This is a genomic window from Stenotrophomonas sp. 107298_Sma (assembly GCF_056480345.1).
The window spans coordinates 1627589-1652867 of the sequence record NZ_CM151094.1; the positions used below are offsets into that span (position 1 = coordinate 1627589).

The 25279-nt window shown below is 67.0% G+C and carries 26 protein-coding genes and 7 tRNA genes; 25 read left to right on the forward strand and 8 right to left on the reverse strand.

What is annotated here, in order from left to right; genetic code table 11:
* Nucleotides 1-47: 47 nt before the first annotated feature.
* A tRNA-Val gene (locus ACZK2G_RS07590) sits at nt 48-122 on the forward strand.
* 98 nt (nt 123-220) lie between these two features.
* Nucleotides 221-295, forward strand: a tRNA-Val gene (locus ACZK2G_RS07595).
* Between the two features lie 98 nt (nt 296-393).
* On the opposite strand, the gene ACZK2G_RS07600 is transcribed toward ACZK2G_RS07595, so the two are convergent.
* Nucleotides 394-726 carry a hypothetical protein gene (locus tag ACZK2G_RS07600; protein WP_478475105.1) on the reverse strand — a complete coding sequence of 111 codons (333 nt, stop codon included), beginning with the start codon at nt 724-726 and terminating at the stop codon, nt 394-396.
* Nucleotides 727-908: 182 nt separating this feature from the next.
* Between ACZK2G_RS07600 and ACZK2G_RS07605 the strand changes: the two genes are divergently transcribed.
* Entirely contained in the window at nt 909-1049 is a 141-nt protein-coding gene (locus ACZK2G_RS07605; protein ID WP_162838403.1) for a hypothetical protein, read from the forward strand.
* A gap of 54 nt (nt 1050-1103) precedes the next feature.
* Here the strand turns inward: ACZK2G_RS07605 and ACZK2G_RS07610 are convergent, their stop codons facing one another.
* Together ACZK2G_RS07610 and ACZK2G_RS07615 are read right to left on the reverse strand one after the other, a co-directional pair.
* Nucleotides 1104-1388 carry a hypothetical protein gene (locus tag ACZK2G_RS07610; protein WP_004152241.1) on the reverse strand — a complete coding sequence of 95 codons (285 nt, stop codon included), beginning with the start codon at nt 1386-1388 and terminating at the stop codon, nt 1104-1106.
* 32 nt (nt 1389-1420) lie between these two features.
* Nucleotides 1421-2188 (reverse strand): MipA/OmpV family protein, encoded by a 768-nt coding sequence (locus tag ACZK2G_RS07615; RefSeq protein WP_046984511.1) that lies wholly within the window; start codon nt 2186-2188, stop codon nt 1421-1423.
* Nucleotides 2189-2331: 143 nt separating this feature from the next.
* Here ACZK2G_RS07615 and ACZK2G_RS07620 point away from each other — a divergent pair, with 143 nt between their 5' ends.
* The 15 genes from ACZK2G_RS07620 (at nt 2332) to ACZK2G_RS07690 (ending at nt 17557) form a co-directional block, all read left to right on the forward strand.
* On the forward strand, nt 2332-3003 hold the full coding sequence (locus ACZK2G_RS07620) for a response regulator transcription factor (RefSeq protein ID WP_046984515.1): 672 nt from the start codon (nt 2332-2334) through the stop codon (nt 3001-3003).
* Between the two features lies 1 nt (nt 3004).
* A complete protein-coding gene (locus ACZK2G_RS07625) occupies nt 3005-4348 on the forward strand; it encodes a sensor histidine kinase (RefSeq protein ID WP_478475109.1) in 1344 nt (447 codons plus the stop codon).
* A 58-nt stretch (nt 4349-4406) separates the two neighbouring features.
* A complete protein-coding gene (locus ACZK2G_RS07630; RefSeq protein WP_046984509.1) occupies nt 4407-6806 on the forward strand; it encodes a DNA internalization-related competence protein ComEC/Rec2 in 2400 nt (799 codons plus the stop codon).
* A gap of 3 nt (nt 6807-6809) precedes the next feature.
* Nucleotides 6810-7472 carry a MotA/TolQ/ExbB proton channel family protein gene (locus ACZK2G_RS07635; protein WP_046984508.1) on the forward strand — a complete coding sequence of 221 codons (663 nt, stop codon included), beginning with the start codon at nt 6810-6812 and terminating at the stop codon, nt 7470-7472.
* A 3-nt stretch (nt 7473-7475) separates the two neighbouring features.
* Nucleotides 7476-7898, forward strand: coding sequence for an ExbD/TolR family protein (locus tag ACZK2G_RS07640; RefSeq protein WP_046984507.1), 423 nt, complete (start codon nt 7476-7478; stop codon nt 7896-7898).
* The gene (gene msbA, locus ACZK2G_RS07645) at nt 7895-9643 is read left to right on the forward strand and encodes a lipid A export permease/ATP-binding protein MsbA (RefSeq protein WP_136638765.1); all 1749 of its coding nucleotides are present in this window, start codon (nt 7895-7897) and stop codon (nt 9641-9643) included. The genes ACZK2G_RS07640 and msbA overlap by 4 nt, the downstream gene beginning before the upstream one ends.
* Nucleotides 9643-10662 (forward strand): tetraacyldisaccharide 4'-kinase, encoded by a 1020-nt coding sequence (gene lpxK / locus ACZK2G_RS07650; RefSeq protein WP_046984505.1) that lies wholly within the window; start codon nt 9643-9645, stop codon nt 10660-10662. The genes msbA and lpxK overlap by 1 nt, the downstream gene beginning before the upstream one ends.
* A 75-nt stretch (nt 10663-10737) precedes the next feature.
* Entirely contained in the window at nt 10738-11511 is a 774-nt protein-coding gene (gene kdsB / locus ACZK2G_RS07655) for a 3-deoxy-manno-octulosonate cytidylyltransferase (RefSeq protein WP_478475112.1), read from the forward strand.
* Complete coding sequence (locus ACZK2G_RS07660) at nt 11508-11996, forward strand: low molecular weight protein-tyrosine-phosphatase (RefSeq protein ID WP_136638763.1); 489 nt, start codon at nt 11508-11510, stop codon at nt 11994-11996. The genes kdsB and ACZK2G_RS07660 overlap by 4 nt, the downstream gene beginning before the upstream one ends.
* Nucleotides 11993-13405 carry a nhl repeat protein gene (locus tag ACZK2G_RS07665; RefSeq protein WP_046984502.1) on the forward strand — a complete coding sequence of 471 codons (1413 nt, stop codon included), beginning with the start codon at nt 11993-11995 and terminating at the stop codon, nt 13403-13405. The genes ACZK2G_RS07660 and ACZK2G_RS07665 overlap by 4 nt, the downstream gene beginning before the upstream one ends.
* Complete coding sequence (gene uvrC, locus ACZK2G_RS07670; RefSeq protein ID WP_046984501.1) at nt 13402-15246, forward strand: excinuclease ABC subunit UvrC; 1845 nt, start codon at nt 13402-13404, stop codon at nt 15244-15246. The genes ACZK2G_RS07665 and uvrC overlap by 4 nt, the downstream gene beginning before the upstream one ends.
* An 18-nt stretch (nt 15247-15264) precedes the next feature.
* Nucleotides 15265-15891, forward strand: a complete 627-nt coding sequence (gene pgsA, locus ACZK2G_RS07675; RefSeq protein ID WP_004152330.1) for a CDP-diacylglycerol--glycerol-3-phosphate 3-phosphatidyltransferase — start codon at nt 15265-15267, stop codon at nt 15889-15891.
* A 155-nt stretch (nt 15892-16046) separates the two neighbouring features.
* A tRNA-Gly gene (locus ACZK2G_RS07680) sits at nt 16047-16122 on the forward strand.
* 136 nt (nt 16123-16258) lie between these two features.
* Nucleotides 16259-17365 carry an NAD(P)/FAD-dependent oxidoreductase gene (locus tag ACZK2G_RS07685; RefSeq protein WP_478475115.1) on the forward strand — a complete coding sequence of 369 codons (1107 nt, stop codon included), beginning with the start codon at nt 16259-16261 and terminating at the stop codon, nt 17363-17365.
* Between the two features lie 116 nt (nt 17366-17481).
* A tRNA-Gly gene (locus ACZK2G_RS07690) sits at nt 17482-17557 on the forward strand.
* A gap of 67 nt (nt 17558-17624) precedes the next feature.
* Here the strand turns inward: ACZK2G_RS07690 and ACZK2G_RS07695 are convergent.
* Nucleotides 17625-17972 carry a hypothetical protein gene (locus ACZK2G_RS07695; RefSeq protein WP_248298462.1) on the reverse strand — a complete coding sequence of 116 codons (348 nt, stop codon included), beginning with the start codon at nt 17970-17972 and terminating at the stop codon, nt 17625-17627.
* A 190-nt stretch (nt 17973-18162) separates the two neighbouring features.
* On the opposite strand from ACZK2G_RS07695, the gene ACZK2G_RS07700 reads away from it, so the two are divergent.
* From ACZK2G_RS07700 to ACZK2G_RS07715, 4 genes are read left to right on the forward strand one after another with little or no spacing between them, the layout of a single operon-like run.
* Complete coding sequence (locus ACZK2G_RS07700) at nt 18163-19626, forward strand: efflux transporter outer membrane subunit (protein ID WP_428709137.1); 1464 nt, start codon at nt 18163-18165, stop codon at nt 19624-19626.
* Nucleotides 19623-20762, forward strand: a complete 1140-nt coding sequence (locus tag ACZK2G_RS07705) for an ABC transporter permease (protein ID WP_136638760.1) — start codon at nt 19623-19625, stop codon at nt 20760-20762. Before ACZK2G_RS07700 ends, ACZK2G_RS07705 begins: the two co-directional genes overlap by 4 nt.
* Before the next feature lie 10 nt (nt 20763-20772).
* On the forward strand, nt 20773-21501 hold the full coding sequence (locus ACZK2G_RS07710; RefSeq protein WP_478475116.1) for an ABC transporter ATP-binding protein: 729 nt from the start codon (nt 20773-20775) through the stop codon (nt 21499-21501).
* Nucleotides 21498-22412, forward strand: coding sequence for an HlyD family secretion protein (locus tag ACZK2G_RS07715; protein ID WP_428709136.1), 915 nt, complete (start codon nt 21498-21500; stop codon nt 22410-22412). The genes ACZK2G_RS07710 and ACZK2G_RS07715 overlap by 4 nt, the downstream gene beginning before the upstream one ends.
* 9 nt (nt 22413-22421) lie before the next feature.
* Here the strand turns inward: ACZK2G_RS07715 and ACZK2G_RS07720 are convergent, their stop codons facing one another.
* From ACZK2G_RS07720 to ACZK2G_RS07730, 3 genes are all read right to left on the reverse strand, one after another.
* Entirely contained in the window at nt 22422-22862 is a 441-nt protein-coding gene (locus ACZK2G_RS07720; RefSeq protein WP_248298461.1) for a hypothetical protein, read from the reverse strand.
* 107 nt (nt 22863-22969) lie between these two features.
* Nucleotides 22970-23413 carry a hypothetical protein gene (locus tag ACZK2G_RS07725; protein ID WP_046984911.1) on the reverse strand — a complete coding sequence of 148 codons (444 nt, stop codon included), beginning with the start codon at nt 23411-23413 and terminating at the stop codon, nt 22970-22972.
* Nucleotides 23406-23807, reverse strand: a complete 402-nt coding sequence (locus tag ACZK2G_RS07730) for a hypothetical protein (RefSeq protein WP_046984912.1) — start codon at nt 23805-23807, stop codon at nt 23406-23408. The genes ACZK2G_RS07725 and ACZK2G_RS07730 overlap by 8 nt, the downstream gene beginning before the upstream one ends.
* A gap of 128 nt (nt 23808-23935) precedes the next feature.
* Here ACZK2G_RS07730 and ACZK2G_RS07735 point away from each other — a divergent pair.
* The 3 genes from ACZK2G_RS07735 (at nt 23936) to ACZK2G_RS07745 (ending at nt 24369) form a co-directional block, all read left to right on the forward strand.
* Nucleotides 23936-24011 (forward strand) — tRNA-Gly (locus ACZK2G_RS07735).
* A 142-nt stretch (nt 24012-24153) separates the two neighbouring features.
* A tRNA-Gly gene (locus ACZK2G_RS07740) sits at nt 24154-24229 on the forward strand.
* Between the two features lie 66 nt (nt 24230-24295).
* A tRNA-Cys gene (locus ACZK2G_RS07745) sits at nt 24296-24369 on the forward strand.
* 252 nt (nt 24370-24621) lie between these two features.
* Here the strand turns inward: ACZK2G_RS07745 and ACZK2G_RS07750 are convergent.
* On the reverse strand, nt 24622-25263 hold the full coding sequence (locus ACZK2G_RS07750; RefSeq protein WP_136638758.1) for a flavin reductase family protein: 642 nt from the start codon (nt 25261-25263) through the stop codon (nt 24622-24624).
* Nucleotides 25264-25279: the final 16 nt, after the last annotated feature.

Below are 25279 nucleotides of genomic sequence, written 5' to 3' on the forward strand. Positions count from 1 at the left end.
TATACGCGGCCTGCACCGACGCATTCGCGGAAATGCAGAAGCAATACGGGCGGTTAGCTCAGCGGTAGAGCACTACCTTGACATGGTAGGGGTCACAGGTTCGAACCCTGTACCGCCCACCACGAAGTCCTCGCAGGAGGGTTGTCGTGAACTGCAAAGCCCGGCCCTGGCGCCGGGTTTTTACGTAGCAAGGCCAGCTTTCGGGCGGCAATAACAAGATGGGCGGTTAGCTCAGCGGTAGAGCACTACCTTGACATGGTAGGGGTCACAGGTTCGAACCCTGTACCGCCCACCACCTGGCTCCCGGCACTGCCGGTGCAGCGGTGGATTACGATGAAAGCCGGCCCTGGGCCGGCTTTTCTCGTTTTTGGCATCGGCCACAGTTGCACATGGTCAGTGCTGCACGACCAGGTCTTCGACGCTGATCATCCGCTGCAGCTTCCAGTGGCCGTCCACGCGCTCCCAGAGCTGGGCAACGCGAACCGTCGCGCCAAGCGTGGGCTGGGTATCGGTGGGGGCGTGTTGCAGGGGCTGGTTGGCCAGCCGCAGGACCCGGTCCTGGCGCAGCCGGTACAGCAGCAGGGAGGGCGAGCCGCAATCCTGTCGTGCGGCTTCCGGCTGCTGGGTTTCGGCAAGCAGGATCTGGCTGCGAAGGGCCTCTTCAGTGGGCTCGTTGCCAGCGCTGAACAGGCTGGAGAGCAGCAGCATCAAGGCAAGCATCGGCATGGCACGGTGCTCCAGCGGGAAAGTGCACGCAGGCTGGCATGACATGTGGGGTGCTGCAGCCGGCCTGCGACGAAGGCCGGAATTGAACCGCCAAAGACGGCCGGGGAGCGATGAATCCGGGCCGTGCAGGCGTAGACTCCGGTCTACCGCGCAATCGCGCCGTCACTGCAAGGAGCTGCCGCATGAGCGATCACGTCCCGGTTTCCAGGCCCAATCCGTTTTTCGAACTGCTGTTCGGCGGCAACATGCTGGAAGGCACGTTCAAGGCGGTGATCTGGGTGGCCCTGCTGGCGGCGGTACTGGCCTGGACCACCTTCCGCTGAGTGGAAACCGCACGGCGCGGCACGGGGGCATGCGCCGGCACTGAAAGCTGGAGATCAGGCGCTGAAGGCCTGCCGCAGGCTGCGCAGCGTCGCCTGGCGATGTTCCTTGGCCGTCGCTTCGCCCATTTCCAGTTCCTGCAGGCGCAGCCCGACCAGGGTCATCGACAGCGCGTAGCCGCGTGCCGCATCGGCCACGCGGGACAGGCCCAGCGCCCGTCGTGCCAGTGCGTTCACGTGCTCAAGGTCGGGCATGAGGACGAGGTAGGCGCGCTCGGCGCTGTCCAGGTCGGGCGCACGCAGGATCGCGTGCGCTTCGGTGGTGGGGGAGACGGAGGCCATGTGGGGTGTCCTTGTCCGTAACGGGCGCTCGATCAGAACGAGCGCATCAGGGAAACGAAGGCTGACGTCTGTGTACCGCGTCGCGCCATCGGGCTGTCCTTCACTGCATCACCGAACCATTGGTTGGCGACCACGCCGGTCGCGCGCCACTTCGTGCCCAAGGGCGTGCTCACCGCGATCTGCAGGCTCGGCGACGTCGCGCTGCCCGGGTTGTAGGCGGCAAGCCCCGAGCGCACTGCTTCCGCGTCGCTGATGCCGTAGTAGTAGTCGAGCAGGCGTGCACTGGAATGCACCACACCCACCCGGGGCACCCAGGTGAAGCGTCCGGCCTGGATCGGATAGCTGTAATGCAGGCGCGATTCAATGCCGCCGCCATGGCCGGTGACCTCGCGCATCACGCTGGCTTCGACGATGCCCCAGTCAGCGCTGTATTCGCCGTTGAGGCCGGCCATGGCCGACATCTGCCGGCTGTGCAGGCGGCGCAGCTGCGGATCGTTCACGTCGTCGGTCTTGAAGCGCAGCGTGTACGGGGTGACCGCAGCCGACAGGCGCAGGCCCTGGCCCTTGTACAGGTACATGCCCAGCGAGCCGGGGCTGGCGAAGAAGCGCTGGCCCTGCCAGGCAATGGACGGTACGACCAGCGGCTTGACGTCATAGTGGGCGTAGGCCCCAGAGGTCGCCCCTGCGCTTATACCGGCCTGCACGCCCGGGTTCTGCTCGCCGGCGTACGCTGCCAGTGGCAGGCCAATGGCGGCGGAGAACAGCAACGGGCGCAGCAGTTTCGGGGGCAGCGACGGCATCGATCAACCACTTTGCGGGGGATGGCTGCGCATGGTGAGGGCTCAACATTGTCAGAACATTGCGCCGGTGCAATCGGCACGCCTGGGGGAAAAAGCTGGCGGCAGGCACTATGATCGGCACCGTTTCCGTAACCGAGCCGCTGATGCGCATCCTCCTGGTCGAAGACGATCCCGATCTGTCCCGTGCCCTGCAATCGGGCCTGGAGCGGCAGGGCGTGGTCGCCGACGTGGTCGGCAGCCTGGCCGAGGCGGCGATCGCATTGCGCGAGCCGGTGCACCAGCTGATGCTGCTCGACCGGCAGCTGCCCGATGGCGATGGCGCAGGTTTCGTCGCCACCGCGCGTTCGCTGCGGCCGAACCTGGCGGTGATCATGCTGACCGCCAAGGGCACGTTGTCGGACAAGGTTGAAGGACTGGATGTCGGCGCCGATGACTACCTGGTCAAGCCGGTGGCGATCGAGGAGCTGATGGCGCGCATCCGCGCGGTGTCGCGGCGGCCGTCGGCGATGGTGACGCCGAGCCTGCACCTGGGCCGGCTGGAATTTGACTTCGAGTCGCTGCAGGCGCAGGTGGAGGGCCAGCCGCTGGCGTTGCCACGGCGCCAGGTGCTGGTGCTGCAGGCATTGGCGATGCGGCAGGGGCGGACCGTCACCCGCAGCGCGCTGGAGGCGGCGGTGTACGGGTTCGATGATGAGATTCAGTCCAATGCGCTCGACGCGCATATATCCAAGCTGCGCAAGGCGCTGCAGCAGGCCGGGGCGGGCGTGGAAATTCATGTGATCCGCGGTGTCGGCTATCTGCTGGCGGAGGGCTGAGATGGCGCGTCCGATCCGTTCCATCACGCTGGGTCTGGCCTGGCGCCTGTTCCTCGCGCAGGCCTTCACCGTGCTGTTCGCGGTGGTCGCGCTGATCCTGACCTGGGGCGACAAGGACACCTGGGGCATGGACATGTTCATGGCCGAGGCAGTCGCCAAGGCGGTGCACAGAGACGGCGGCCATTTGGTCCTGGACGAAGCGCGCTGGCGCAGGCTGGACGCGGAGGCAGGGGGCAACCTGTGGTTCACGGCCGTCGACGACAAGGGCGCGTGGCTGGAGCGCGGCACGATCCCTGCGATCCACGCGCCGCTGCTGGCGCGTCTGCCGACGCTGGGCGCCACCGAACTCGGCTCGCTGGTGCCACCGTACCTGGACGTGGCGCGGGTGATGATCCGCAAGGAAGATGGTCGTCGCATCACGGTAATGGTCGGTGGCGCGCCGAAGGGCGGCCTGCTGGATGGTGCGCTGATGGTGCTGCGCCTGATCGGCCTGTGGTTCTTCCTGCCGTTGATCGTGGTCACGCTGCTGGTGATGCCGACGGTGATCCACCGCGCGATGCGCGGGGTGCGCCGCTCCGCGCAGCAGGCCAAGGAGCTGGATATCGGCCAGCCGGGTGCGCGTCTGGATGCGCAGCTGGTGTCGACCGAGGTCGCACCGCTGGTGGAAGCCTTCAACGACGCAATCGACAAGGTGCAGCAGGGGTATGCCGCGCGTGACAAGTTCCTCGCCGATGCCGCGCACGAACTGCGCGTGCCGATCGCAGTGGTGCAGGCGCGGCTGTCGCAGCTGCCGCAGGGCGAGTTGAAGTCGCAGCTGTTGACCGATGTCGCCCGCCTCGGCAACGTCGCCGAGCATCTGCTGGACCTGCAGCGGCTCGACCGCAATGTCGGCGCACTGCAGCGGCTGGACCTGGCGCTGCTGGTACGCGAAGCGGCCGCGGATCTTGCGCCGTTGGTGGTCGGCGCCGGCTATGGCTTTGAAGTGGATGCGCCGGAAGTGCCGGTGTGGATCCACGGCGACAGCCTGGCGCTGGGGCGGGTGATCGCCAACCTGGTCCACAACGCCATCGTCCATGGTGGCGGGCGCGGAACCATCTGCGTACGGCTGGACGCGCGCGGCCTGCTGGAAGTCAGTGACCAGGGTGCCGGCATTCCGGTCGGTGACCGCGAGGCGATCTTCGAGCCGTTCCATCGGCTGCGTGCGGCCGGCAGTGGTAGTGGCCTGGGCCTGCATCTGGTCAAGGAGATCGTGCAGCACCATGGCGGATCGGTCAGCGTCGGCGAGGCGGCCGGTGGTGGCGCCAGTTTCCGTGTCAATTTCCATCGCGGTAGCGTCCGCCGCTGACGCCAATACGGGCTATAACCCGATAGGCAAGCTGCTGCCCCGGCGCCAGGCTGGGGTGATGGTCGCCGAACGATCCGCCCCACCGCTGTTTGGCAGTGGTTGTGCCGCCGGTCTGGTGCTGGGTGCGCTGGCCTGCGTGCAGCTGCCGGTGCTGCCGCCGCTGTGGCTGTGCATGCCGTTGGCCATTGCCAGCGCCACAGGCTGGATCGTGCCTTGGCGCGGCCGCGCCTGGGCGGCTGCGCTGTTCGGCCTGTCGTGGGCGGCATTGCACGGACACTGGGTCCTGCAGGGCCAGCTTCTACCCGGAGGGCCCGCGCAGGACGTGCAGGTCCTTGGCCGAGTGGTTGATCTTCCACACAGTGGCCCCGGCTATACCCGTTTCGTGTTGAAGGTCGACGAGGCCGATGCGCTGCCCTCGTTGCGTGGCAAGCGCCTGCAGATCACCTGGAACGATCCATGGCGTGGACCGCCTGCGAGCGGTACCGATGGTGGGCGCCATGCGGTTCAAGCTGGCGCGCACTGGGAGCTGTCGCTGCGGGTGCGGGCACCGCGTTCGCGGATCAATCCTGGAGGCTTTGACGGCGAGCGCCATGCATTGCTGCGGGGTATATCCGGCACCGGTACGGTGCGCGATCCGGCGAGTGCGCGTGAGCGGCGACCCGCGCACGGCCTGCCGGCCTGGCGCGAGCGCAGCAGTGCTGCCATCGCCACCCAGGTGGCCCGTCCTGCCGCTCGCTTCGTACAGGCGCTGGCACTGGGCGATACCCGCGGCTTGTCCGATACCGACTGGGAACACCTGCGCGCTCTGGGCCTGACCCATCTGGTCGCCATCTCCGGATTCCATGTCGGTGTGGTTGCCGGCTTTGGCGTGATGTTGTGCCGGGGGCTGTGGTGGCTGTGCCCATGGTTGGCCCGCCGCTGGCCAAGGCCGCAGGCGGCCGCGTGGGGCGCCGCATTGGCGGCGGTAATCTACGCGGTGGTCGCCGGCGGCGCGTTGCCCACGGTGCGCGCCGCGCTGATGATCGGCGTGGTTGCGTTGGCTCGCGCCGGGCGTCGTCCGGTCGGCGCGGGGCAGGGGTTGGCACTGGCTGCCGTGGTGATGTTGCTGCCGGCACCGCTGTCGGTGCTGGCCGCCGGTTTCTGGCTCAGCTTCGGTGGCGTGCTGTGGCTGCTGTGGTGCCTGCCCCGCAGCGGGCCGGAGGGCGTCGGTGGTGGCCTGCGCGGATTCCTGTCCGCCCAGGGGGTGGCCAGCCTCGGCCTGCTGCCATTGTGCGTGGCGCTGTTTGGCGGCACTGCCCGCTTGGGCCCGCTGGTCAACCTGCCGATCATCCCCTGGTGGACGCTGCTGGTAGTGCCGCTGTCGCTGCTGGGGACTGGGCTGCATGCGCTGCACGACGGGGCGGGGCGCTGGGCATGGCGCGCCGCTGCTGGGCTGTTCGAGCTCAGCTGGCAGGCCCTGCAGCCGCTGGCCCTGCATCCGCAGGCGATGTGGTGGCTGGCCGAGGCGCCGCGCTGGGCGGTACCCGCAGCGTTGCTGGGGGTGTTCTGGTGGCTGCTGCCTCGCGGGAACGGCGGCGGCCTGGCCGGCCTGCTGTTATGCCTGCCGCTGCTGTGGCCGGCACGTGAGACACCGGCGGAAGGGGAGCTGGAACTGCTGGTGCACGATGTTGGCCAGGGCACGGCGGTGCTGCTGCGCACCGCGCGGCACGCACTCTGGTACGACGTCGGGCCGCCGACCGGCGGCGATGGCAACGAGCGGATCCTGATCCCGGCCCTGCGCGCGCTGGGGCAGGCGCCGCCGCAGCAGGTGATGCTCAGCCACGATCACCTCGACCACACCGGCAGCCTGCCCAGCCTGCGTCGCCAGCTGCCGGGGCTGCAGCTGCTGGCGCCACCGGGCAGCGCCATCGCCGGTACCCGGCCGTGCCAGCAGGGGCTGCGCTGGCAGTGGGACGGGGTCGATTTCCAGGTGCTGCACCCGGCGCCCGGCAGCCGCCACGCCGAGAACGAGGACAGCTGCGTGCTGCGCATCGCCAGCCGCCATGGCGTGGTGCTGCTGGCCGGCGATATCGGTCAGCCGGCCGAGCAGGCGCTGCTGCAGGCGTCCCCAACGGCACTGAAGGCGGACGTGGTGCTGGTGCCGCACCATGGCAGCGGCGGCAGCTCCAGCGGCCCGTGGGTGGCCGCGGTAGCACCACGGCTGGCGCTGGTTTCGGCCGGCCACCAGAACCGCTTCGGCCATCCCCGCCCGGACGTGGTCCGGCGCTGGCAGGCGCAGGGGGCCGAAGTGCTGGCCACGGCCGATTCCGGTGCAATCCGCGTATGGCTTGGCGCACAAGGGCTGCAGCTGCGTGAACAGCGTATCCACGCATCCCGGTGGTGGGATGCCGCTGGGCGGGCGCGGTCGGCTGCTATCCTATCGCCGATTGAACAAGCGGCCGCTGGGCCGGAGGGTTGAAACGTGTGGGAACTGGTCAAGGCCGGTGGCTGGCCGATGGTGCCGCTGCTGCTGTTGGGCGTACTGGCTTTGGCGATCATCCTGGAGCGTTTCTGGTCCCTGCGGCGTACTGAAGTGCTGCCGCCCGGCCTCGGCCAGGAAGTGCGCAACTGGGCGGCACGCGGCAAGCTCGACCCGGCCCACCTGCAGACCCTGCGCAGCAACTCGCCGCTGGGCGCGCTGCTGGCCGCTGCGCTGGAAGCGCGCAACCGGCCGCGTGACCAGATCCGTGAACGCATCGAAGACACCGGCCGCCACCTGGTGCACCGCATGGAACGCTTCCTCAACGCGCTGGGCACCATTGCTTCGGCCGGCCCGTTGCTGGGCCTGCTGGGCACGGTGATCGGCATGATCCAGATGTTCCTGGGCATCCTCGACCACGGCGTGGGTGATGTGAACCAGCTGGCCGGTGGCATCGGCAAGGCACTGGTGTGCACCGCCACCGGCATGATCGTGGCCATTCCGGCACTGATGTTCCACCGCTACTTCAAGGGCCGCATCCACGGCTATGTGGTGGAGATGGAGCAGGAAGCCAGCGCGCTGCTGGATACGCTCGACGGCCGTCCCGGGGTGTTGAACCCGGCCCCGGCCGCACGTCCAGCCAATGCTGCCACGGCAAAGGCCTGATCGATGCGTATCGGCAACGACCGATCCCAGGATGAGCCGCATATCGACCTGGTGCCGCTGATCGACGTCATCCTGGTGCTGATCATCTTCTTCGTGGTCACCACCACCTTCGATGCGCGCTCGACGCTGCAGGTGCAGCTGCCGACCGCCAGCGATCAGCCCAGCAACGAACCGCCGCGCTCGCTCAGCGTGTTGATCAACGCCGAAGGCCGCTATTTCATCAATGACCAGGAAGTGCTGCGCAGCGACGTCGAGTCGGTCAAGCAGACCATCGCCGCCGTGGCCGGCAGCGACCGCACGCAGCCGGTGCTGTTACGCGCCGACGCACGCACTCCCTACCAGGCCGTGGTGACCGCGCAGGATGCGCTGGGTCAGCTCGGTTTCCGCCGTATTGCCATTGCAACAGCACCCGAGGTGCGTCCATGAGTTCCAAACACGCGCCGGTGTGGCCGATCTACAAACGTCTGTTGGGGTATACCCGCGCCTACTGGGGCCTGATGGTTGCCGCCGTCATCGCCATGGTGGTGGAGTCGGTGGCCGGCTACCACTTCACCAAGCTGATGGAGCCGCTGGTCAATCGCGGCTTCGTCAATCCCGAGCCCAGAATGGCGGTGATCCTGCCGCTGACCATCCTCGGCCTGTTCCTGATGCGCAGCGCCGCCACCTGGGTCAGCGACTACGCGCTGGCCAAGACCGGCCGCAGCGTGGTGCGCGACCTGCGTGAGCAGGTGCTGGCCAAGTACCTGCACCTGCCGTCCTCGCATTTCGATACCGAATCGACGCCGGTGATGGTCAGTCGCCTGAATTTCGACACCGAGCAGGTCACCCAGGCCAGCGCCGATGCGCTCAAGACCGTGGTGGCCGATACCCTGACCATCATCGCCATGCTGGCAGTGATGCTGCAGATGAGCGTCAAGGTCACCGTGGCGATGCTGGTGGTGGTGCCGATGATCGGCGTGATCGTGTCCTACGTCGGCAAGCGCTACCGCCGTATCAGCCGCGGCATCCAGGACGGCATGGGTACGATGGCGCAGACCGCCGAGCAGTCGCTGGCCGCGCAGCAGGAAGTGAAGGTGCACGGCACCCAGCAGCATGAGATGTCGCGTTACTCGCGCCTGGCCAACCGCATGCTGGCACTGAACATGAAGGTGGAAATCACCCGTGCCGGTGCCTCCAGCGTGGTCCAGTTCCTGGCTGCGCTGGCCCTGGCGGTGATCGTCTGGGTGTCGACCCGTGAAGCCTTGGCGGGGCGCCTGAACGCCGGCCAGTTCATGGGCCTGATGATCTCGATGACCGCGATCATTCCGTCGCTGCGCCGGTTGACCAGCGTGCAGTCCTCGATTTCCCGTGGCGTGTCCGCTGCCGAGCGCCTGTTCGACATCCTCGACATGCCGGTCGAGCGCGACGAAGGCCGCAATGCAGCGCAGCGCGTACGCGGCGAACTGGCCTTCGAGCACGTCATGCTGCGCTACCGCGAAGACAGTGGCATTGCCCTGGATGACATCAGCTTCGTCGCCAAGCCGGGCACGGTCACCGCCATCGTCGGACGCTCCGGCAGTGGCAAGACCAGCCTGATCCGGCTGGTGCCGCGCTTCTACGAGCCCAGCGGCGGGCGCATCACGCTGGATGGTGTGGCGCTGGACGACTATCCGTTGGCCGACCTGCGCCGCCAGGTGGCAATGGTCGGGCAGAAGGTCATGCTGTTCGACGACACCATCGGCGCCAACATCGCCTATGGCATGGACGCGACCGACGAACAGATCCGTGCGGCGGCCGAAGCGGCCAATGCGTGGGAGTTCATCGCGCGCATGCCGCAGCAGCTGCAGACCCCGGTCGGCGAGAACGGCGCGCTGTTGTCCGGCGGTCAGCGCCAGCGCCTGGCGATCGCCCGCGCGATCCTGCGCGATGCGCCGATCCTGATCCTCGACGAAGCCACCGCCGCGCTCGACAACGAATCCGAGCGCCTGGTGCAGGACGCGCTGCAGCGCCTGATGCCCGAGCGCACCACGCTGGTCATCGCGCACCGCCTGTCGACCATCGAGCATGCCGACCAGGTGCTGGTGATGGACCACGGCCGCATCGTCGAGCGTGGCACCCACAAGGAGCTTCTGACCATGGGCGGCCTGTACCAGCATCTGCACAGCATGCAGTTCCGCGAAAGGCAGGACTGATGGCCGGCAAGGGTACCCAGACCCCGCCGTACTGGTACGACGGCAGCCCGGTTCCGTGGGCGATGCGCCTGCTGGCGCCGCTGTACGCCGGTGTCACCGCGTTGCGCCGGCGTGCCTACCGGCGCGGCTGGCGCAAGCACTACACGCTGCCGGTGCCGGTCATCGTGGTAGGCAACATCACCGCCGGTGGCACCGGCAAGACGCCGCTGACCATCGCGCTGGTGGAGCGCCTGCGAGCCGCTGGCTGGAAGCCGGGCGTGGCCAGCCGTGGCTACGGCCGCGAAGACGCCGACAAACCGCTGTGGGTACAGGCCGACACGCCGACCGCCAAGGGCGGTGATGAGCCGGTGCTGATCGCCTGGAAGACCGGCGTGCCGGTGCGGGTGGACCGCGACCGAGTGGCTGCAGGCAAGGCCCTGATCGAAGCCGGTTGCGACGTGATCGTCTGCGACGACGGCCTGCAGCACTATCGGCTGGCGCGCGACATCGAGATTGAAGTAGTCGATGCCCAGCGCCGCTACGGCAATGGCCGGATGATCCCGGCCGGGCCGCTGCGCGAACCGGTCAGCCGTGCCAGCGAATGCGACTTCCGTGTAGTGAATCTGGGCCAGGCCGACGAAGAGACCGCGACGCAGGCCTGTGGCTTCGGCCAATGGCCGATGGCGCTGCACATCGACAGCGCGCAGCCACTGGCCGGTGGCCGTGCGCGCCCGCTGGCGTACTTCAAGGGCCAGCGCGTGCACGCCGTGGCCGGTATCGCGCATCCGCAGCGCTTCTTCGACATGCTGCGCGCGCGTGGCATCGGCGTGGTGCCGCATGCCTTCGCCGATCATCAGGCCTACCAGCCGCAGGACCTGTCCTTCGGCAGCCAGCTGCCGGTGCTGATGACCGAGAAGGACGCGGTGAAATGCCGTGCGTTTGGCAATGATTGGCACTACGCGGTTCCGCTGCGTGCCGAGCTGCCTGCCGCGTTCTGGGTGGCGCTGACCGACCGCCTGGACAAGCTGCGACCGAACTGAGTGGCGCAGCGGCGCTTGCATTCACGCGCCGCCGGCCGCATTCCCGTTGTAACGAGCCTGCCGAGTACCGCCCGCATGACCGAATTCGTCGTCGCCATTCCGGCCCGCTATGCCGCCTCGCGGCTGCCGGGCAAGCCGCTGCGCCTGCTGGGCGGTGAGCCGCTGGTGCTGCATGTGGCGCGCCGCGCGCTGCAGGCCGGTGCCGGCGAGGTCTGGGTCGCCACCGACGATCAACGCATCGCCGACGCACTGTCCGGCCTGGCCGAAGTGAAGGTGGCGATGACCGCCGCCTCGCATGCGTCCGGCACCGACCGCCTGGCCGAATGCGCGCGCATTGCCGGCTGGGCCGACGACACCGTTGTGGTCAATCTGCAGGGCGATGAGCCGTTCGCACCCGCGGCCGGCATCCGTGCGGTGGCCGAGGCACTGGTCGGTGGCAATGCGCCGATGTCGACCCTGGCGACCACTGTTGAAGACGCGCACACCCTGTTCGACCCCAATGTGGTCAAGCTGGTACGCAACGTGCGCAACGAGGCGATGTACTTCAGCCGCGCACCGATCGCCTGGCACCGCGATGGTTTCGCGCGCAGCCGGGGCACGTTGCCGGAGGGCCATGCCTGGCTGCGCCACATCGGCATCTACGGCTACCGTGCCGGTTTCCTGCAGCAGTTCGCCGCGATGCCGCCGGGCCGGCTGGAGCAGGTCGAGTCACTGGAGCAGCTGCGCGTGCTGGAAGCTGGCTATCCGATCAGCGTGGCGATCTCGCCGGAACCGTTCCCGCCCGGCATCGACACCCCGGACGACCTGGAGCGCGCCGAAGTGCTGCTGCAGGCAATGGCCGCACGATGAAGCTGCTGGTCGTCTGCCTCGGCAACATCTGCCGTTCGCCGATGGCCGAAGGTGCGCTGCGCGCACGCCTGGAGGCCTCGCCGCTGGCGGGGCGGGTGCAGGTTGATTCGGCGGGCACCGGCGACTGGCACGTGGGTGAGCCGCCGGACCGGCGCGCGATCGCCTGCGCGGCCGGGCACGGCGTGGGCATTGGCAGCCTGCGTGCGCGCCAGCTGCAGGCCGTGGATTTCGACCGCTTCGACTGGATTCTGTGCGCCGACGAAGCCAACCTGCGCGATGCAGGTCGCCTGGCCACACCCGCCCAGCGCGAACGCCTGGCGCTGTACCTGCCGTGGTCCGGCGGAGAGGGCCGGGTCGCGATCCCGGACCCCTACACCGGCGGCAACGATCACTTCGAACAGGTCTGGACACTGGTCGATGATGCTGCAAAACGTGCCGTGGCACGACTGTTGCATGACGCCGACTCCGGCATAATCGGGCCATGAACGTCCAGCCCGTCCCGGACCTGCCCGAGTTCGCCACCTGGCTCAATGCCACCCCCTGCACCCTGACCGAACTGCGCGGTCGGCCGGTGGCGCTGTTGTTCGTCAACGCGGCTTCCGCCTGGAGCGCGCAACGCCTGGCCGAGTTCGGCCAATGGCTGTCGCGCCACCCCGGCAAGCTGCAACCGCTGGTGCTGCAGGTGCCTCGCTTCGATTTCGAACGCGAGGCCGGTGCCGCACTGAAGCTGCTGCGCCGCCAGGGGCTGACGATGCCGGTGCTGCTTGATGCCGACTGGGATGGCTGGCGCCGCTTTGGTGTCACCGCCTGGCCGACCATGGTGCTGCTGGATGCGCAGGGGCGCGAACAACAACGGCTGGTCGGGCAGGGCGCGCCGGGTGAACTGGAGCGTGCCTTGAATGCACTGTGCGAGGGCGCGCCATCGGCGCCGCCGCGCGGTGGCAGCGAACTGCATCCGGAGCCGCGCCACGCGCTGCGCTTCCCGCTCGGCCTGGCGGTCAGCACCGAACGCCTGTACATCGCCGACAGCGGCCATCACCGCATCCTCGAATGCAGCCACGGTGGCCGCATCCTGCGCCAGTTCGGTCTGGGCACCGCCGATTTCATGGATGGCAACCTCGCCGAGGCGGCCTTCCACCGCCCGCAGGCGCTGGTGCTGGAGCGCGATTCGCTGTACGTCGCCGACACCGGCAACCATGCCGTGCGCCGCATCAACCTGTTGACCGGGATCGTCGATACCCTGTGCGGCAACGGCCGTCCCGGTGCGCCGGTGGAAGGTCCGGTCGCACAGGCCAGGCAGGTGTCGCTGGATCATCCGGTCGGCCTGGCCATCGCCGACAACCAGCTGCACATCGCCATGGCCGGTGACAACCGCATCTGGAGCTACCACCTGGGCCAGCGCAGCCTGCAGTGGCGCGCCGGCAGCGGTTCCATCGACGAACGCGATGGCAGCGGCCACCTGGCTGCCTTTGCCCAGCCCACCGCACTGGCCGTGGTGCAGCAGGTGCTGTACGTGGCCGACGCGTTGGGTTCCTCGATCCGTGCGCTGCAGCTGCGTGGCGACCTGGTGCAGACGCTGGTCGGGCAGGGGCCCTGGCGCTTCGGCAATGAGGACGGCCCACGCACCCAGGCCAGCCTGCAGTTTCCCCAGGCGATGGCACTGAGCCCGGATGCGCCACTGCTGTGGATCGCGGATACGGGCAACGGCCGCCTGCGCACCCTGCGCCTCGGCGGTGGTGAACTGACCACCCAGCCGCTGCCGCGCCGCCTGCATGGTCCGGCCGGTCTGGCAGCCGGTGCGGGCGCGGTGTGGATCGCCGAGACCGATGCCCACGCCGTGCTGCGTTTCGACCCCGACAGCGGCGTGCTCAGCGAAGTCCCGATCAGCGAATGACCGACGTATCCGCTCCGGTCTTCGACGGCAAGGCCTTCGCGGCCCAGCTCAGCACCGCCCCCGGCGTGTACCGCATGTACGCTGCCGACGACACCCTGTTGTACGTCGGCAAGGCGCGCGCGCTGCGCAACCGTGTCGGCAGCTACTTCAACGGCAGCCCGAAGAACGCGCGGATCATGTCGATGATCTCGCAGATCACGCGCATGGACGTGACCGTGACGCGCTCGGAAGCCGAGGCGTTGCTGCTGGAAAACCAGCTGATCAAATCGCTGTCGCCGCGCTACAACGTCTCGCTGCGCGACGACAAGACCTACCCGCATGTGCTGCTGACCCGCGAGGACTGGCCGCGCATCGCGCTGCATCGTGGGCCGCGTGCCATTCCCGGTCGCTACTTCGGGCCGTACCCCGGCGTTACCGCCGTGCGCGAAACGCTGAACCTGATGCACAAGCTGTTCAAGCTGCGCAGCTGCGAGGACAGCGTGTTCCGCAACCGCTCGCGGCCGTGCCTGCAGTACCAGATCGGTCGCTGCAGTGCGCCGTGCGTGGAGCTGGTGCCGGCGCCGGAGTACGCCGAATCGGTGCGCCGCGCCGCGCTGTTCCTGGAAGGCAAGAGCGACGAGCTGACCCGCGAACTGGGCGAACAGATGCAGGCCGCCAGCGAGGCGCTGGAGTTCGAGCAGGCCGCACGCCTGCGCGACCTGATTTCTTCACTGCGCAGCATGCAGACCCGCCAGTACGTGGATGGCCGCGCCGCCGACCTGGACGTGCTGGCCGTGGCCATGCAGGGCTCGCAGGCCTGCGTGCTGCTGCTGGCCTTCCGTGATGGTCGTAATCTCGGCACCCGCCCGTTCTTCCCGCGCACCAATGGCGAAGAAAGCCCGGAAGAAGTGCTGGCCGCCTTTGTCTCGCAGTACTACATCGAATTCGAACCGCCGCGCGAGATCCTGCTGGACCGCGAGATTCCCGACGCCGACCTGCTGGTCGCCGCGCTGTCGGCCTCGGCCGAGCGCAAGGTGCAGCTGAAGTGGAACGTGCGCGGTGAGCGCGCCGGCTACGTGGAACTGGCCAGCCGCAACGCGCAGCTGACCCTGGCCACCGAACTCAACAGCCGCAATGCGCAGCACGCGCGCAGCGATGCCTTGCGCGACATGCTGGGTCTGGCAGAGCCGGTCAAGCGGGTCGAATGCTTCGACATCAGTCATACGCTGGGCGAGGCCACCGTGGCGTCGTGCGTGGTGTTCGACGCCGCCGGCCCGGTGCGTGCGCAGTACCGCCGCTTCAACATCAGCGGCATCGAGCCGGGCGACGATTACGCCGCCATGCGCCAGGCCATCGACCGCCGCTTCCGCCGTGCAGTGGAAGAGCAGGGCGTGCTGCCGGACGTGCTGCTGATCGATGGTGGTGCCGGCCAGCTTGCGCAGGCGCAGGCCGCGCTGGCCGACCTCGGCGTGGAAGGCGTGCTGCTGGTGGGCGTGGCCAAGGGCGTGGAGCGCCGTGCCGGCCACGAAGCGCTGGTGATGCCCGATGGCCGCGAGCTGCGTCCTGGCGCGGCCAACCCGGCGCTGCAGTTCATCCAGCAGGTGCGCGACGAGGCCCACCGCTTCGCCATCACCGGGCACCGCGGCCGCCGCCAGAAGGCACGGATGACCAGCAAGCTGGAGGACATTCCCGGTATCGGCCCGCGCCGCCGTGCCAGCCTGCTCAAGCATTTCGGTGGTCTTGTAGGCCTGAAAGCCGCTGGTGAAGCGGAAATCGCCAAGGTGGAAGGCATCAATGACGCCCTCGCGGCACGTATCTACGCTAACCTGCACGGGTTGGCCACGCCTGATCCGGCCGAGTAGAGAGAGAAGCACGCAAGCATGAAGTTGACCCTGCCCACCTGGCTGACCTTGTTGCGGATCGTGATGATCCCGGTGCTGGTGCTGGTGTTCTACCTGCCCTACACCTGGACCAACTTCGCTTCGGCGGCGATCTTCGGCCTGGCCGCGATCACCGACTGGCTCGATGGCTGGATCGCACGCCGTTACCAGCTGGAGTCGGCCTTCGGCGCTTTCCTCGACCCGGTCGCAGACAAGCTGATGGTGGCAGTGGCGCTGTTCCTGATCGTGCAGGGCCACCCGACGCCGTGGATGGCGTTCTGGGCGGCGGTCATCGTCGGCCGCGAGATTGCGGTGTCAGCGCTGCGCGAGTGGATGGCCGAGCTGGGCCAGCGCGCCAAGGTGCGCGTGGCGATGATCGGCAAGGTCAAGACCACGGCGCAGATGGTTGCACTGCTGTGCCTGCTGTATTCGGTGGCGCCGAACGTGCCGGTGCAGGACATCTGGATGGGCTGGCCGGTGTTCCACATCGGCGACTGGACCCTGGCGATTGCCGCGGTGCTGACCCTGTGGTCGGGCCTGCAGTACCTGCATGCCGCCTGGCCGAGCCTGCGCGATGACGAGCGCGCTGCGCGCGAGCGGGCGCGGCAGAAGAAGCTGGGCAACTGAGCCCCGGGGTCGGATCCCTTTCCGCAGGAAAGGGCACTGACCCCATCGATGCGCCTATCCACGCATGGCGTGGATACGCAATGTCAGGCGCATCGCAGATCTCCGAAAAAAGCGCTTGACGTCATCCTTGGAATAGGTAGAATTTCGCCTCCCAAGCGGGAATAGCTCAGTTGGTAGAGCGCAACCTTGCCAAGGTTGAGGTCGCGAGTTCGAGTCTCGTTTCCCGCTCCAGATTCAGGAAAACGCTCCCGAAAGGGGGCGTTTTTCGTTTGCGTCCAACGCGCTTCATCCCCACTTCACCGCCACCCCATCGCCGCACCACGCGAAGGTTCGATGCTGCGTCCTTCTTTCCCAGGGTGACGCCGCGATGCCTCATCAATCCTCCGCCTACGACCACGATGTGATCATTGTCGGCGCCAGTTTCGCCGGTGCCGCCTGTGCGTTGGCCGCCGCCCAGTACGGCTTGCGCGTCTGCGTGCTCGAACGCAAAGCCGATCCCGGCGAGCGCCTGCACACCACCGGCATCGTGGTGAAGGAAGCGATGGAGCAGACCTGGCTGGGGCGCATGCCCGAACACCTGGTGCAACGCGTCGCGAATGTGCGCCTGTATGCGCCGAACCTGCGCAGCGTGCTGCTGGCCGCACCGGGCTACTACTTCCTCACCACCGATACGCCGAGCCTGATGCGCTGGCTGGCCAGCGAACTGACGGCCAATGGTGTCGACCTGCGCCTGCAGCACTCCTTCACCGACGCCCATCGCAGCGGTGATGGCTGGCAGGTGGAAGGGGCAGGGCGATGCGCCTATCTGGTCGGCGCCGATGGTGCGCGTTCGCGCGTGGCCCAGCGCACCGGCCTCGGCCACGTGCGCGACAATCTCCATGGCGTCGAACGTGAGTTCGCCGGCCTGCAGCTACCCCAGGGCGATGCACTGCATTGCTTCGTCAGCAAGCGCTTTGCACCGGGCTACATCGGTTGGGTCGCACAGAACCCGACCGGGCTGCAGGTCGGCCTGGCGCTGCGCCATGACCCGAATCAGGTGCGGCCGCCTGATATCGATGGCTTCCTTGAGCATGTGCGCGATGTGGTCGGCATTCCGCCTTCTGCGCGTCCATCGGCCACCCGCGCCGGGCTGGTGCCGTGTGGTCGGCCGGATGGGCCGATCACCGGCCCTCGCCTGATCCTGACCGGCGACGCCGCAGGCATCGTCTCGCCGTTGTCCGCCGGGGGCATCCACTCATCGTGGCGGCATGGCTGGGCGGTCGGCGAGGCGATTGCCCGCCATCTGCGTGGCCAAGGGCCGGAAGCGGAACGGGTGGCCCAGCAGGTGGCGCCGGCATTCCATGGCAAGCGCCTGCTGCGCTGGGGGATGGACCACCTGCAGGCCGATTGGCCGCTCAATGCCTTGCTGCACACGGCCGCCACGCGGCGCATCGCCGAGCAGATCTACTTCCATCGCCGCGGCCTGCGCACGTGAAGAGAGCAGGCGGGGACGCCTGAACGCTGCCCCTCACGTCACGTGAAAATTCCTGTTGACGCCGTGCAGCAATATCGACACAATAGCGCTCCTTCGACGCAGGTCGAACGGAATCTGCGGGAATAGCTCAGTTGGTAGAGCGCAACCTTGCCAAGGTTGAGGTCGCGAGTTCGAGTCTCGTTTCCCGCTCCAGATTCAAGAAGAACGCTCCCGCAAGGGGGCGTTTTTCGTTTGTCACACCGGTTGCACCACTGCCGCGCTAGCGTGCCTTGCCGGGCAGGGCGCTGCACCAGGTCAGGGCATCCTGCCGGTCGAAACCAGGGCAGCGGTTGTCCTGCGGGATGTAGACGTAGGGAACATCGTCTTCGTAGGTGAAGTGGTAATAGTAGGTTCGATCCTTTCCGTACAACCAGTAGTTCGACGATCCCTGGTTGATGGCATATGGCTCGAACGTGAAGATCGAAGATTCACCGGGGATGAAGTTGCTGCGCTCCATCAGTAGCAGCATGGCGTTCGAGATCAGTGGGGTGGTCAGGACGAGCGCGATCACGCCGACAGTCACTGTCGTGATCGAGCCAATCAGTAGCCAGCGGCGGGGGCGTTTCACGGGCAGGCAGCACCGAAGCAAGGCAGTGCCGCAATGTGCAATACGTCGTGAAAGCCGTCCAGTGTTCCGTGTCGAGAACGCGCTGAAAGCGTGGTGAAAGGCTGGGGCAGCATTGCCTGAACCGCACGCGTGCTGTGACCTTTTTCGGACCAATTCTCCATGTTCGCTCCACAATCGCACGGTAGCCTTCATGCTCCTTCTACACGTTGGCGGGCTGGTGGTCAGGCGTATCACTCCAGTGGCAGTGCCCAGGACCGGGCGCGGATTCTCCCTGCATGCGGTGCTGCGCCCCGGCGCGCTTCTGGCCAGCCTGGCCCTGGCCGGCTGCATGTCGGTGCCGGTTCCGGACCTGCCTGACCGCACGCCCAGCACCTGGACCCAGGTGCCACAGAGCCAGGGTGTGGCCGTCGACGCCAAGCAATGGTGGAAAGCGCTGTCCGACCCGGCGCTGGACGGGCTGGTCGATCAGGCCATCGCCGGCAACCTCGATCTGCAGCAGGCCACGCTGCGCCTGCAGGCCGTTCGGATCGTCGCCGGCACTTCGGATTCGCGCTTCCTGCCGGAAATCTCAGCCAGCGCCAAGCAGGTGCAGGATGCCGCCGCAGTCGACACCTATTTCCATGCCGGCATCGAAGCGATATGGGACCTGGGCCTGTTCGGCGCCGCCGAAAGTGCGCAGCTGAGCGCGCAGGCCTCGGCTGGCAATGCCGAGGCGCTGCGTAGCGCCGCGCAGGTGGCGGTGATCGCCGACGTGGTGCGCAACTATCTCGACCTGACCGTGGCACACGCCCAGCAGGACCTGCTGGCCCGGCAGCAGGCTGTGGATGATCGCGGCGAACAGTTGGCCCTGGTGCGCCAGCGCCTGCGCCTGGATGAGCCGGGCGAACTTGATCGTCTGCGTGCACGCCAGGCGGCGACCCGGGCAGCTACGGCGCAGGCGCGCGAGAATGCGCACAACGCTGCCCGTGCGCTGGCCCTGCTGCTGGGCCGCGACGGCCCGGATCCGACCTGGCAGGCCTATCGCACGCCGCCAAAGCTGGGTACGTTCTCGCTGCAGCAGGTGCCGGCGGATCTGCTGCGTCATCGCCCGCAAATTCTGCTGGCCGAATCGGAGGTGATGCAGGCGGCGGCGAGCAAGGGCTCCGCACGCGCTGCGATGTATCCGCGGGTCAGCCTCGGCGGCTCGATCCTGTATGCCTACAACCTCACCCAGAACGCCCGCTCCAACTCCGACTCCAGTCCCTCGATCGGCCCGTACATCGATATCCCGCTGTGGGACTGGGGCCAGCGTCGCGCGCGCTTCAATGCCGATGAAAAGCAGCTGGATGCCGCGCTGCTCGGTTACCGCAAAGCGGTACTGGAAGGCGTGAGTGAGGTGGAAGGCGCGCTCGGCAGCCTTGCACGCCAGGACAGCAGCATCCAGTCGCTGCGTGCGGCCAATGATGCCGCCGGCCAGCAGGTCAAGCGCCAGGCGCGGCAGGTGCAGCTGGGCCTGTCCAGCGAGTTCGATGGGCTGGACACTCAGCGTGCCGCACTGGCCTCGCAGGCCGATCTGATCGGTGCGCAGGGCGCGCGCGTGCTCGCGTTTGCTTCGCTGTACCGCGCGCTTGGTGGTGCACCGCTGCCGGCTGAGGGTGAGGGCGAACAGCAATGATCGCGCTGGCCCGAAAGACCCTGGCCTATGAGTGGCGCCGGTTCCTGCCGGTAGTGCTGGCAATGTGTTTCGCCGGGGTGTTGCTGATCGTGCAGGCGGCGCTGGTACTGGGCATCTTCGGTACCGCCGCGATCTACGTGAAGGCATCCTCCGCTGATATCTGGGCCGGCTTTCCCGGCACCCAGAGCGTGAACTACGGCCATGCAATCAGCGCGGATGTCGAAAGTCACCTGCGCATGGACCCGGATGTCACCCGCGTCGAGCCCTACGAATGGGTCGATGGCGAATGGCGTTCCAGCGCGCAGGGTACCGGCAACGTGTCGGTGTACCTGTCGGGTATCTCCACGCAGGACGATGCGATGATGTTCGCGCGCATCCTGCCCGCCGACCTGCGCGCGCAGCTGCGCGAGCCGGGTGCGGTGATCGTCGACAGTGCCGATCTGGATACGCTGGGCGTGGACCTGCAGAACAACCGTGCCTGGATCAACGGCAAGGCGGTGCGCGTGGTTGCCGCACAAGCGGGCCTGCGTGGCCTTGGTGGCGTCAACGTACTGGCTTCGCTGGATACCGCGCGCGCCATCGCCGGTACCGATCCGCATGAGGGCAGCACCTATTTCGTTGCGGGCCTGCGCTCGCCGGACCTGGCCAACGGCGTGCGTGATCGTCTGGCCGCGTCGATGGGGCAGGCAACGCCGGTCGAGTTCTGGACCGCACCGGAGTTCGCCAGCCGCTCGCAGCAATACTGGCTGTTCGATACCGGTGCCGGCATCGCGGTGTTGTTCATGGCGGTTATCGTCTGCTTTGTCGGTGCGGTGATCACCAACCAGTCGTTTGCTTCGGTGGTGGCCGGTTCGGTACGCGAGTACGCCACGCTCAATGCCCTCGGTGCCGGTCGCTATGCGCTGGCGCGGGTGGTGTTCGAGCAGGCACTGTTGATCGGCGGCGTGGGCATGTTGTTGGCGGCGGCCTTCAGTACCGCGGTGTTGCTGATCGCGCAGACCCAGCGCGTACCGGTGCAGCTGACGCCGATGGTCATCATCGGATGCGTGGCACTGGTGGCGGTGATGGCCATGCTGTCGAGCATCATGGCGGTGCGCAGTGTCGTCCGCTCCGATCCATCGTTGCTGCTGCGTTGAGGGCCGGCCGATGACTTCTACACGCGCCGTCGCCCCGACCCTGCAGGCCGATGCATTGGAAAAGGGTTTCATGTCCGGGGATGTGCAGGTGCCGGTGCTGCGCGGCCTCTCGCTGGACATCTACCCCGGTGAGCTGACCCTCGTGTCCGGTCCGTCTGGTTGCGGCAAGAGCACGCTGCTGTCGTTGCTGTCTGGGTTGTCTGCGCCCGATGGCGGCCGCGTGCACGCACTCGGCCAGGACGTGGGCCACATGACGCGCAGTGAAGTGGAGCGATTCCGCCTGCACCATGTCGGCTTCGTGTTCCAGGGTTTCAATCTGTTTCCGGCGCTGACCGCACTGGAACAGGTGCAGCTGCCGCTGGGCTATCGAGGCATGAGCAATCGCGAAAGCGAACCGCTGGCGCGCAAGGCACTGGAAGAAGTGGGCCTCAGCCATCGCAGCGACATGCGTCCGGCGCAGCTGTCCGGCGGCGAGAAGCAGCGTGTGGCCGTTGCCCGTGCCTTCGCCAAGTCGCCGACGCTGATCTTCGCCGACGAACCCACCAGCGCGCTGGACGCCGAGAACGGCCAGCGCGTGATCGACATCCTGCATCGCTACGCACGTGCGCACGGCGCCACCGTGCTGTGCGTGAGCCACGATCCGCGCCTGATCCGGCATGCCGATCGGGTGATCGCCATGGAAGACGGCATGGTCCGTGACGATCGCCGCCAGAACGAAACTGTAGAGTCCGCCCCATGATCAAGACGCCGTACCTGCTCCCCCTCAGCCTGGCCCTGTCCGCAGCATTGCTGCTCGGCGCCTGTTCCAAGGAGGCGCCTGCCCCAGCATCCGCCGGCAAAGCCAGCACTGCTGCTGCCGGCAAGGTCGCGGTTGCGCGCGGCATCATCGACGTCGAAGGCGGTTTGATCGCGCTGGCACCGCCGGTGGACGGCTCGATCACTGCCGCGCCGGTGAAGGAGGGCGCCATGGTGAAGAAGGGACAGCTGCTGCTGTCGCTGGATGGCGCGCTGCTGCAGCAGGAAGTAGCGATGGCCACAGCTGATCTCGCCTTGGCCAATGACCGTCTGAAGGGCAGCCAGGCGCAGCTGCGCGAACTGGAGCGCAATGCGACTCGCCTGTCCACCGGCGCCAGCGAAGGCGTGTCGTCCAACCAGCAGGCCGATGCAGCCAGGCAGCAACTGGTCGGTGTGCGCGCCGATGTCGACGTGGCCGGTGCGCAAGTTGACATGGCCCAGCACAAGCTGGAGCACGCGAAACTGAAACTGCAGCAGATGTCGCTGAGCGCACCGGAGGCTGGCACCGTGGTCGGCCAGGTGCCGGGACTCGGCGCATTCGTGCAGGGTGGCAAGCCGGCGATCTCGCTGCTGCCGGCACGCCCGCTGCAGGTGCGTGCCGAACTCAGTGCGGCCTACGCCGATGCCGTGCAGGTGGGGATGCATGCCATCGTTGTGCCGGACAGTGATGGCGCAGAGAACACCGGCTCACTGCCACCCGCACGCGTGGTGCGCATCAGTCCGGTGTTCGCGCAGGCGCGTCTGCCGGAAGACGCCGGGCGTGGCGTGGCCAAGGTAGTGGAGTGCGTGCTGGAGTTTGATGGCAACGCCAAGGCGCGCTTCGGCCAGCATGTGCGGGTGGAGTTCCGGAAGTAGGCGCGGGCCTTAGTTCCCGAGCCAGCGTCGCAGGCGAGGCCAGAGTGAGGCCGGAACAACCACGAGCAGTGCCAGCAGCAGGATGGCGCTCATGCCGAGCAGCCAGTTCGAATGGACGTCGCGCACGGGTGATTGATGCATGGCAGCCAAGCCCCATAGGACGTTCCACCCCAGCCATGGAATGAGGCTGATCAGGATCCGCAGCCACAGGCGGCGGAACCGCCATGGCTGCACAGCCAGGCCCAGCACTGTCATTTCCACGAGGATGATCAGCGCGAACGTGATGACCGAGCCGATGGGATAGGGCAGCGTCCCGGACTCGATGTGACGCAGCTTCCAGTAGTCTGGCTTGAAGCCGGCATGGATGAGTGCAGCAACCAGCAGTAGCCAGATGAGTGATACGAACGGCCAGATGGCAGGGGCGGCACGGAATGCGATGGACAGGGGCACGATTCAGGCGCTCGTCGCTGGCGGATCCTCAACCTTCCTGCATCGGCCTGCCGCAATCCATGCAAGAGATCCGAAAATGAAGCGGTGAAGGCCTCGGATCCAGCGCCTTAAGGAACCGCAGTCGGGGTCTTCTTCCTGCCGGAAATGCGTCCCAGGACGCTGACCAGCGACACCACGCACAGCGCCAGCAGGAGCCCAACGTCCAGCAGCAGCAACCACAGCAGGTGCATGCCCTGCACCGGTGGTTGGTGCATCGCCGACAGCAGCCATGGTACCGACCAGGCCAGCAGCAGCACGAAGGCGATCAGCAGGCGCAACCACAGCCGCCCCAGTTTCCAGGGCTGCACGATCAGTGCGGCAACCACCAGCTCGACGGTGCTCAGCAGCGCGAACACGATCACGGTGCTGGTCGGGTAGGGCAGTGTGCCGCCTTCCAAGTGGCGCAGCAGCCAGTAGTCCGGCGTGAAGCCAGCATTGACCAGTGCGGCGATCAGCGCCAGCCAGGTCATGGCGACCAGTAGCCAGAACAGGCGGATGTAGCGCTCAGGCATGGGGGGCGTCCGGTGCGGGAAGTGCTGTGCCGCGCGCTGCAAAGTGCAGGGTGGCGAAGATCGCGGCCAGTGCCAGCAGGCCAGGTCCAACGGTGAAGTACACCAGGCGCAGCGGATGGTGGTGCATCAGCGTCCAGGTCGCGAACGCCAAGGGAATCGCCAGCACCAGCAGCTTGGCGAAGAGTGGCCGCAGTACCGCGGTCAGCGGCTGGGCGCCGAGGAACATATAGAACAGATAGAACTGGGCGATGCCAAGACCGATGTCGCGGTGGGAGGTGAAGCCGAAATGGTCGCGATACCAGTTCATTCCCAGGGGAATCAGAGCCCAGTACAGCAGCGCTACCAGCAGATGCAGCGCCAGGGCGATCAACAGAGGCTTGCCGCGAAGGAACATGGGCGAACGGGGCTGGGCGGGGCAGCGTACTCCAGTGCGGACGCCTGTGACCGCAGGGTGTGAATACTGTTGACGGCGTGAAGGAATTTGGACACAATAGCGCTCCTTCGACGCAGGTCGGAGAATCTGCGGGAATAGCTCAGTTGGTAGAGCGCAACCTTGCCAAGGTTGAGGTCGCGAGTTCGAGTCTCGTTTCCCGCTCCAGATTCTACAGGGCCCCGTCAGGGGCCTTGTTTTTCTCCCGCCACGGCAAGGCGGGGCCCGTTGGGCCACAAGGCTTTGCGCGCAGTCAGAAATGTGAAATCGCTGGTGTGTGTTCCGGGTTTCCGGTACCATAGCGGCTTACGCGGGAATAGCTCAGTTGGTAGAGCGCAACCTTGCCAAGGTTGAGGTCGCGAGTTCGAGTCTCGTTTCCCGCTCCATGTTCGGACAGGCCCCATCACGGGGTTTTGTCATGTCAGGGCTCAGTTCCTGACGCGCAGTACGTTGGCCTCATGGCAGAGTGGCTATGCACCGGATTGCAAATCCGTTTACAGCGGTTCGATTCCGCTTGAGGCCTCCATATTGAAAAGCCCTGACTCTGGTCAGGGCTTTTTCTTTGGCGGACGGATTGCCCGTGAATGTTCAAGGTTGATCACAGCTACCGCCGGGCCAACGCCTGAATCGTGGCCTGCGTCAGCGGCTGCGGCAAGGCATCCAGCGCGAACGCCCAGCTCAAGTGCCGGCTCGAATCGTGGCAGCATGGTTGCCGCATTGGGGGCGAGGCTATGGATCACGCGCGTGCTCGACCTACAGGATGAAACCGTCCTGGTCGCTAGGCGGGATCGCGCATCGGCGTCTCCGCGCGGAAGTTGCGCCCGATCACTTCGCTCACGCCCAGGTAGTGACGGAACAGATAGATCAACGGCTTCCAGCGCGCCACGTCGATGTGCTGGGTGCCGGCCACGGTGATGTCCTCGTGGGCATGCACGCAGCGGATACGACCTTCGACGATCACAAAGCCCTGGCCATCGTCCCCGCCAGACGGGTGCATTGCCATTACGCTGACTTCTACCTGCAATGGGCACTCGGCAATCGCCATCGGCGCGACCTGCGTCGATGCGACTTCACTGAACCTGCCCAAGGCGAACTTGTCGCGCACGTGCACGTAGCCCATCGCCTGCTTGGCGGCCGGCACCGGGTCACAGCCGGTCGCCCTTGCAATGGCCTCGACCTGCGCGGCCTGCGCGGACGAAGGAAAATTCAGCACGCACTCGTTGCGCAGCTGCAGATTGCGGTAGCCCTGGCCCTGCACGCCGAGGCCCAGCACCACGCGATTGCCCAGTGCCCAGAACGAAGAAAGCGGGCTGATGTTGCTGCTGCCGTCGTCGTTCAGCGTGGTCATCAACAGCACCGGTGTGCCTGGATACAGGACCGAAGGGGTGATGCAGCGACGATGGATCGAAGCATTCTTCACGACAGGTCTCACGGTG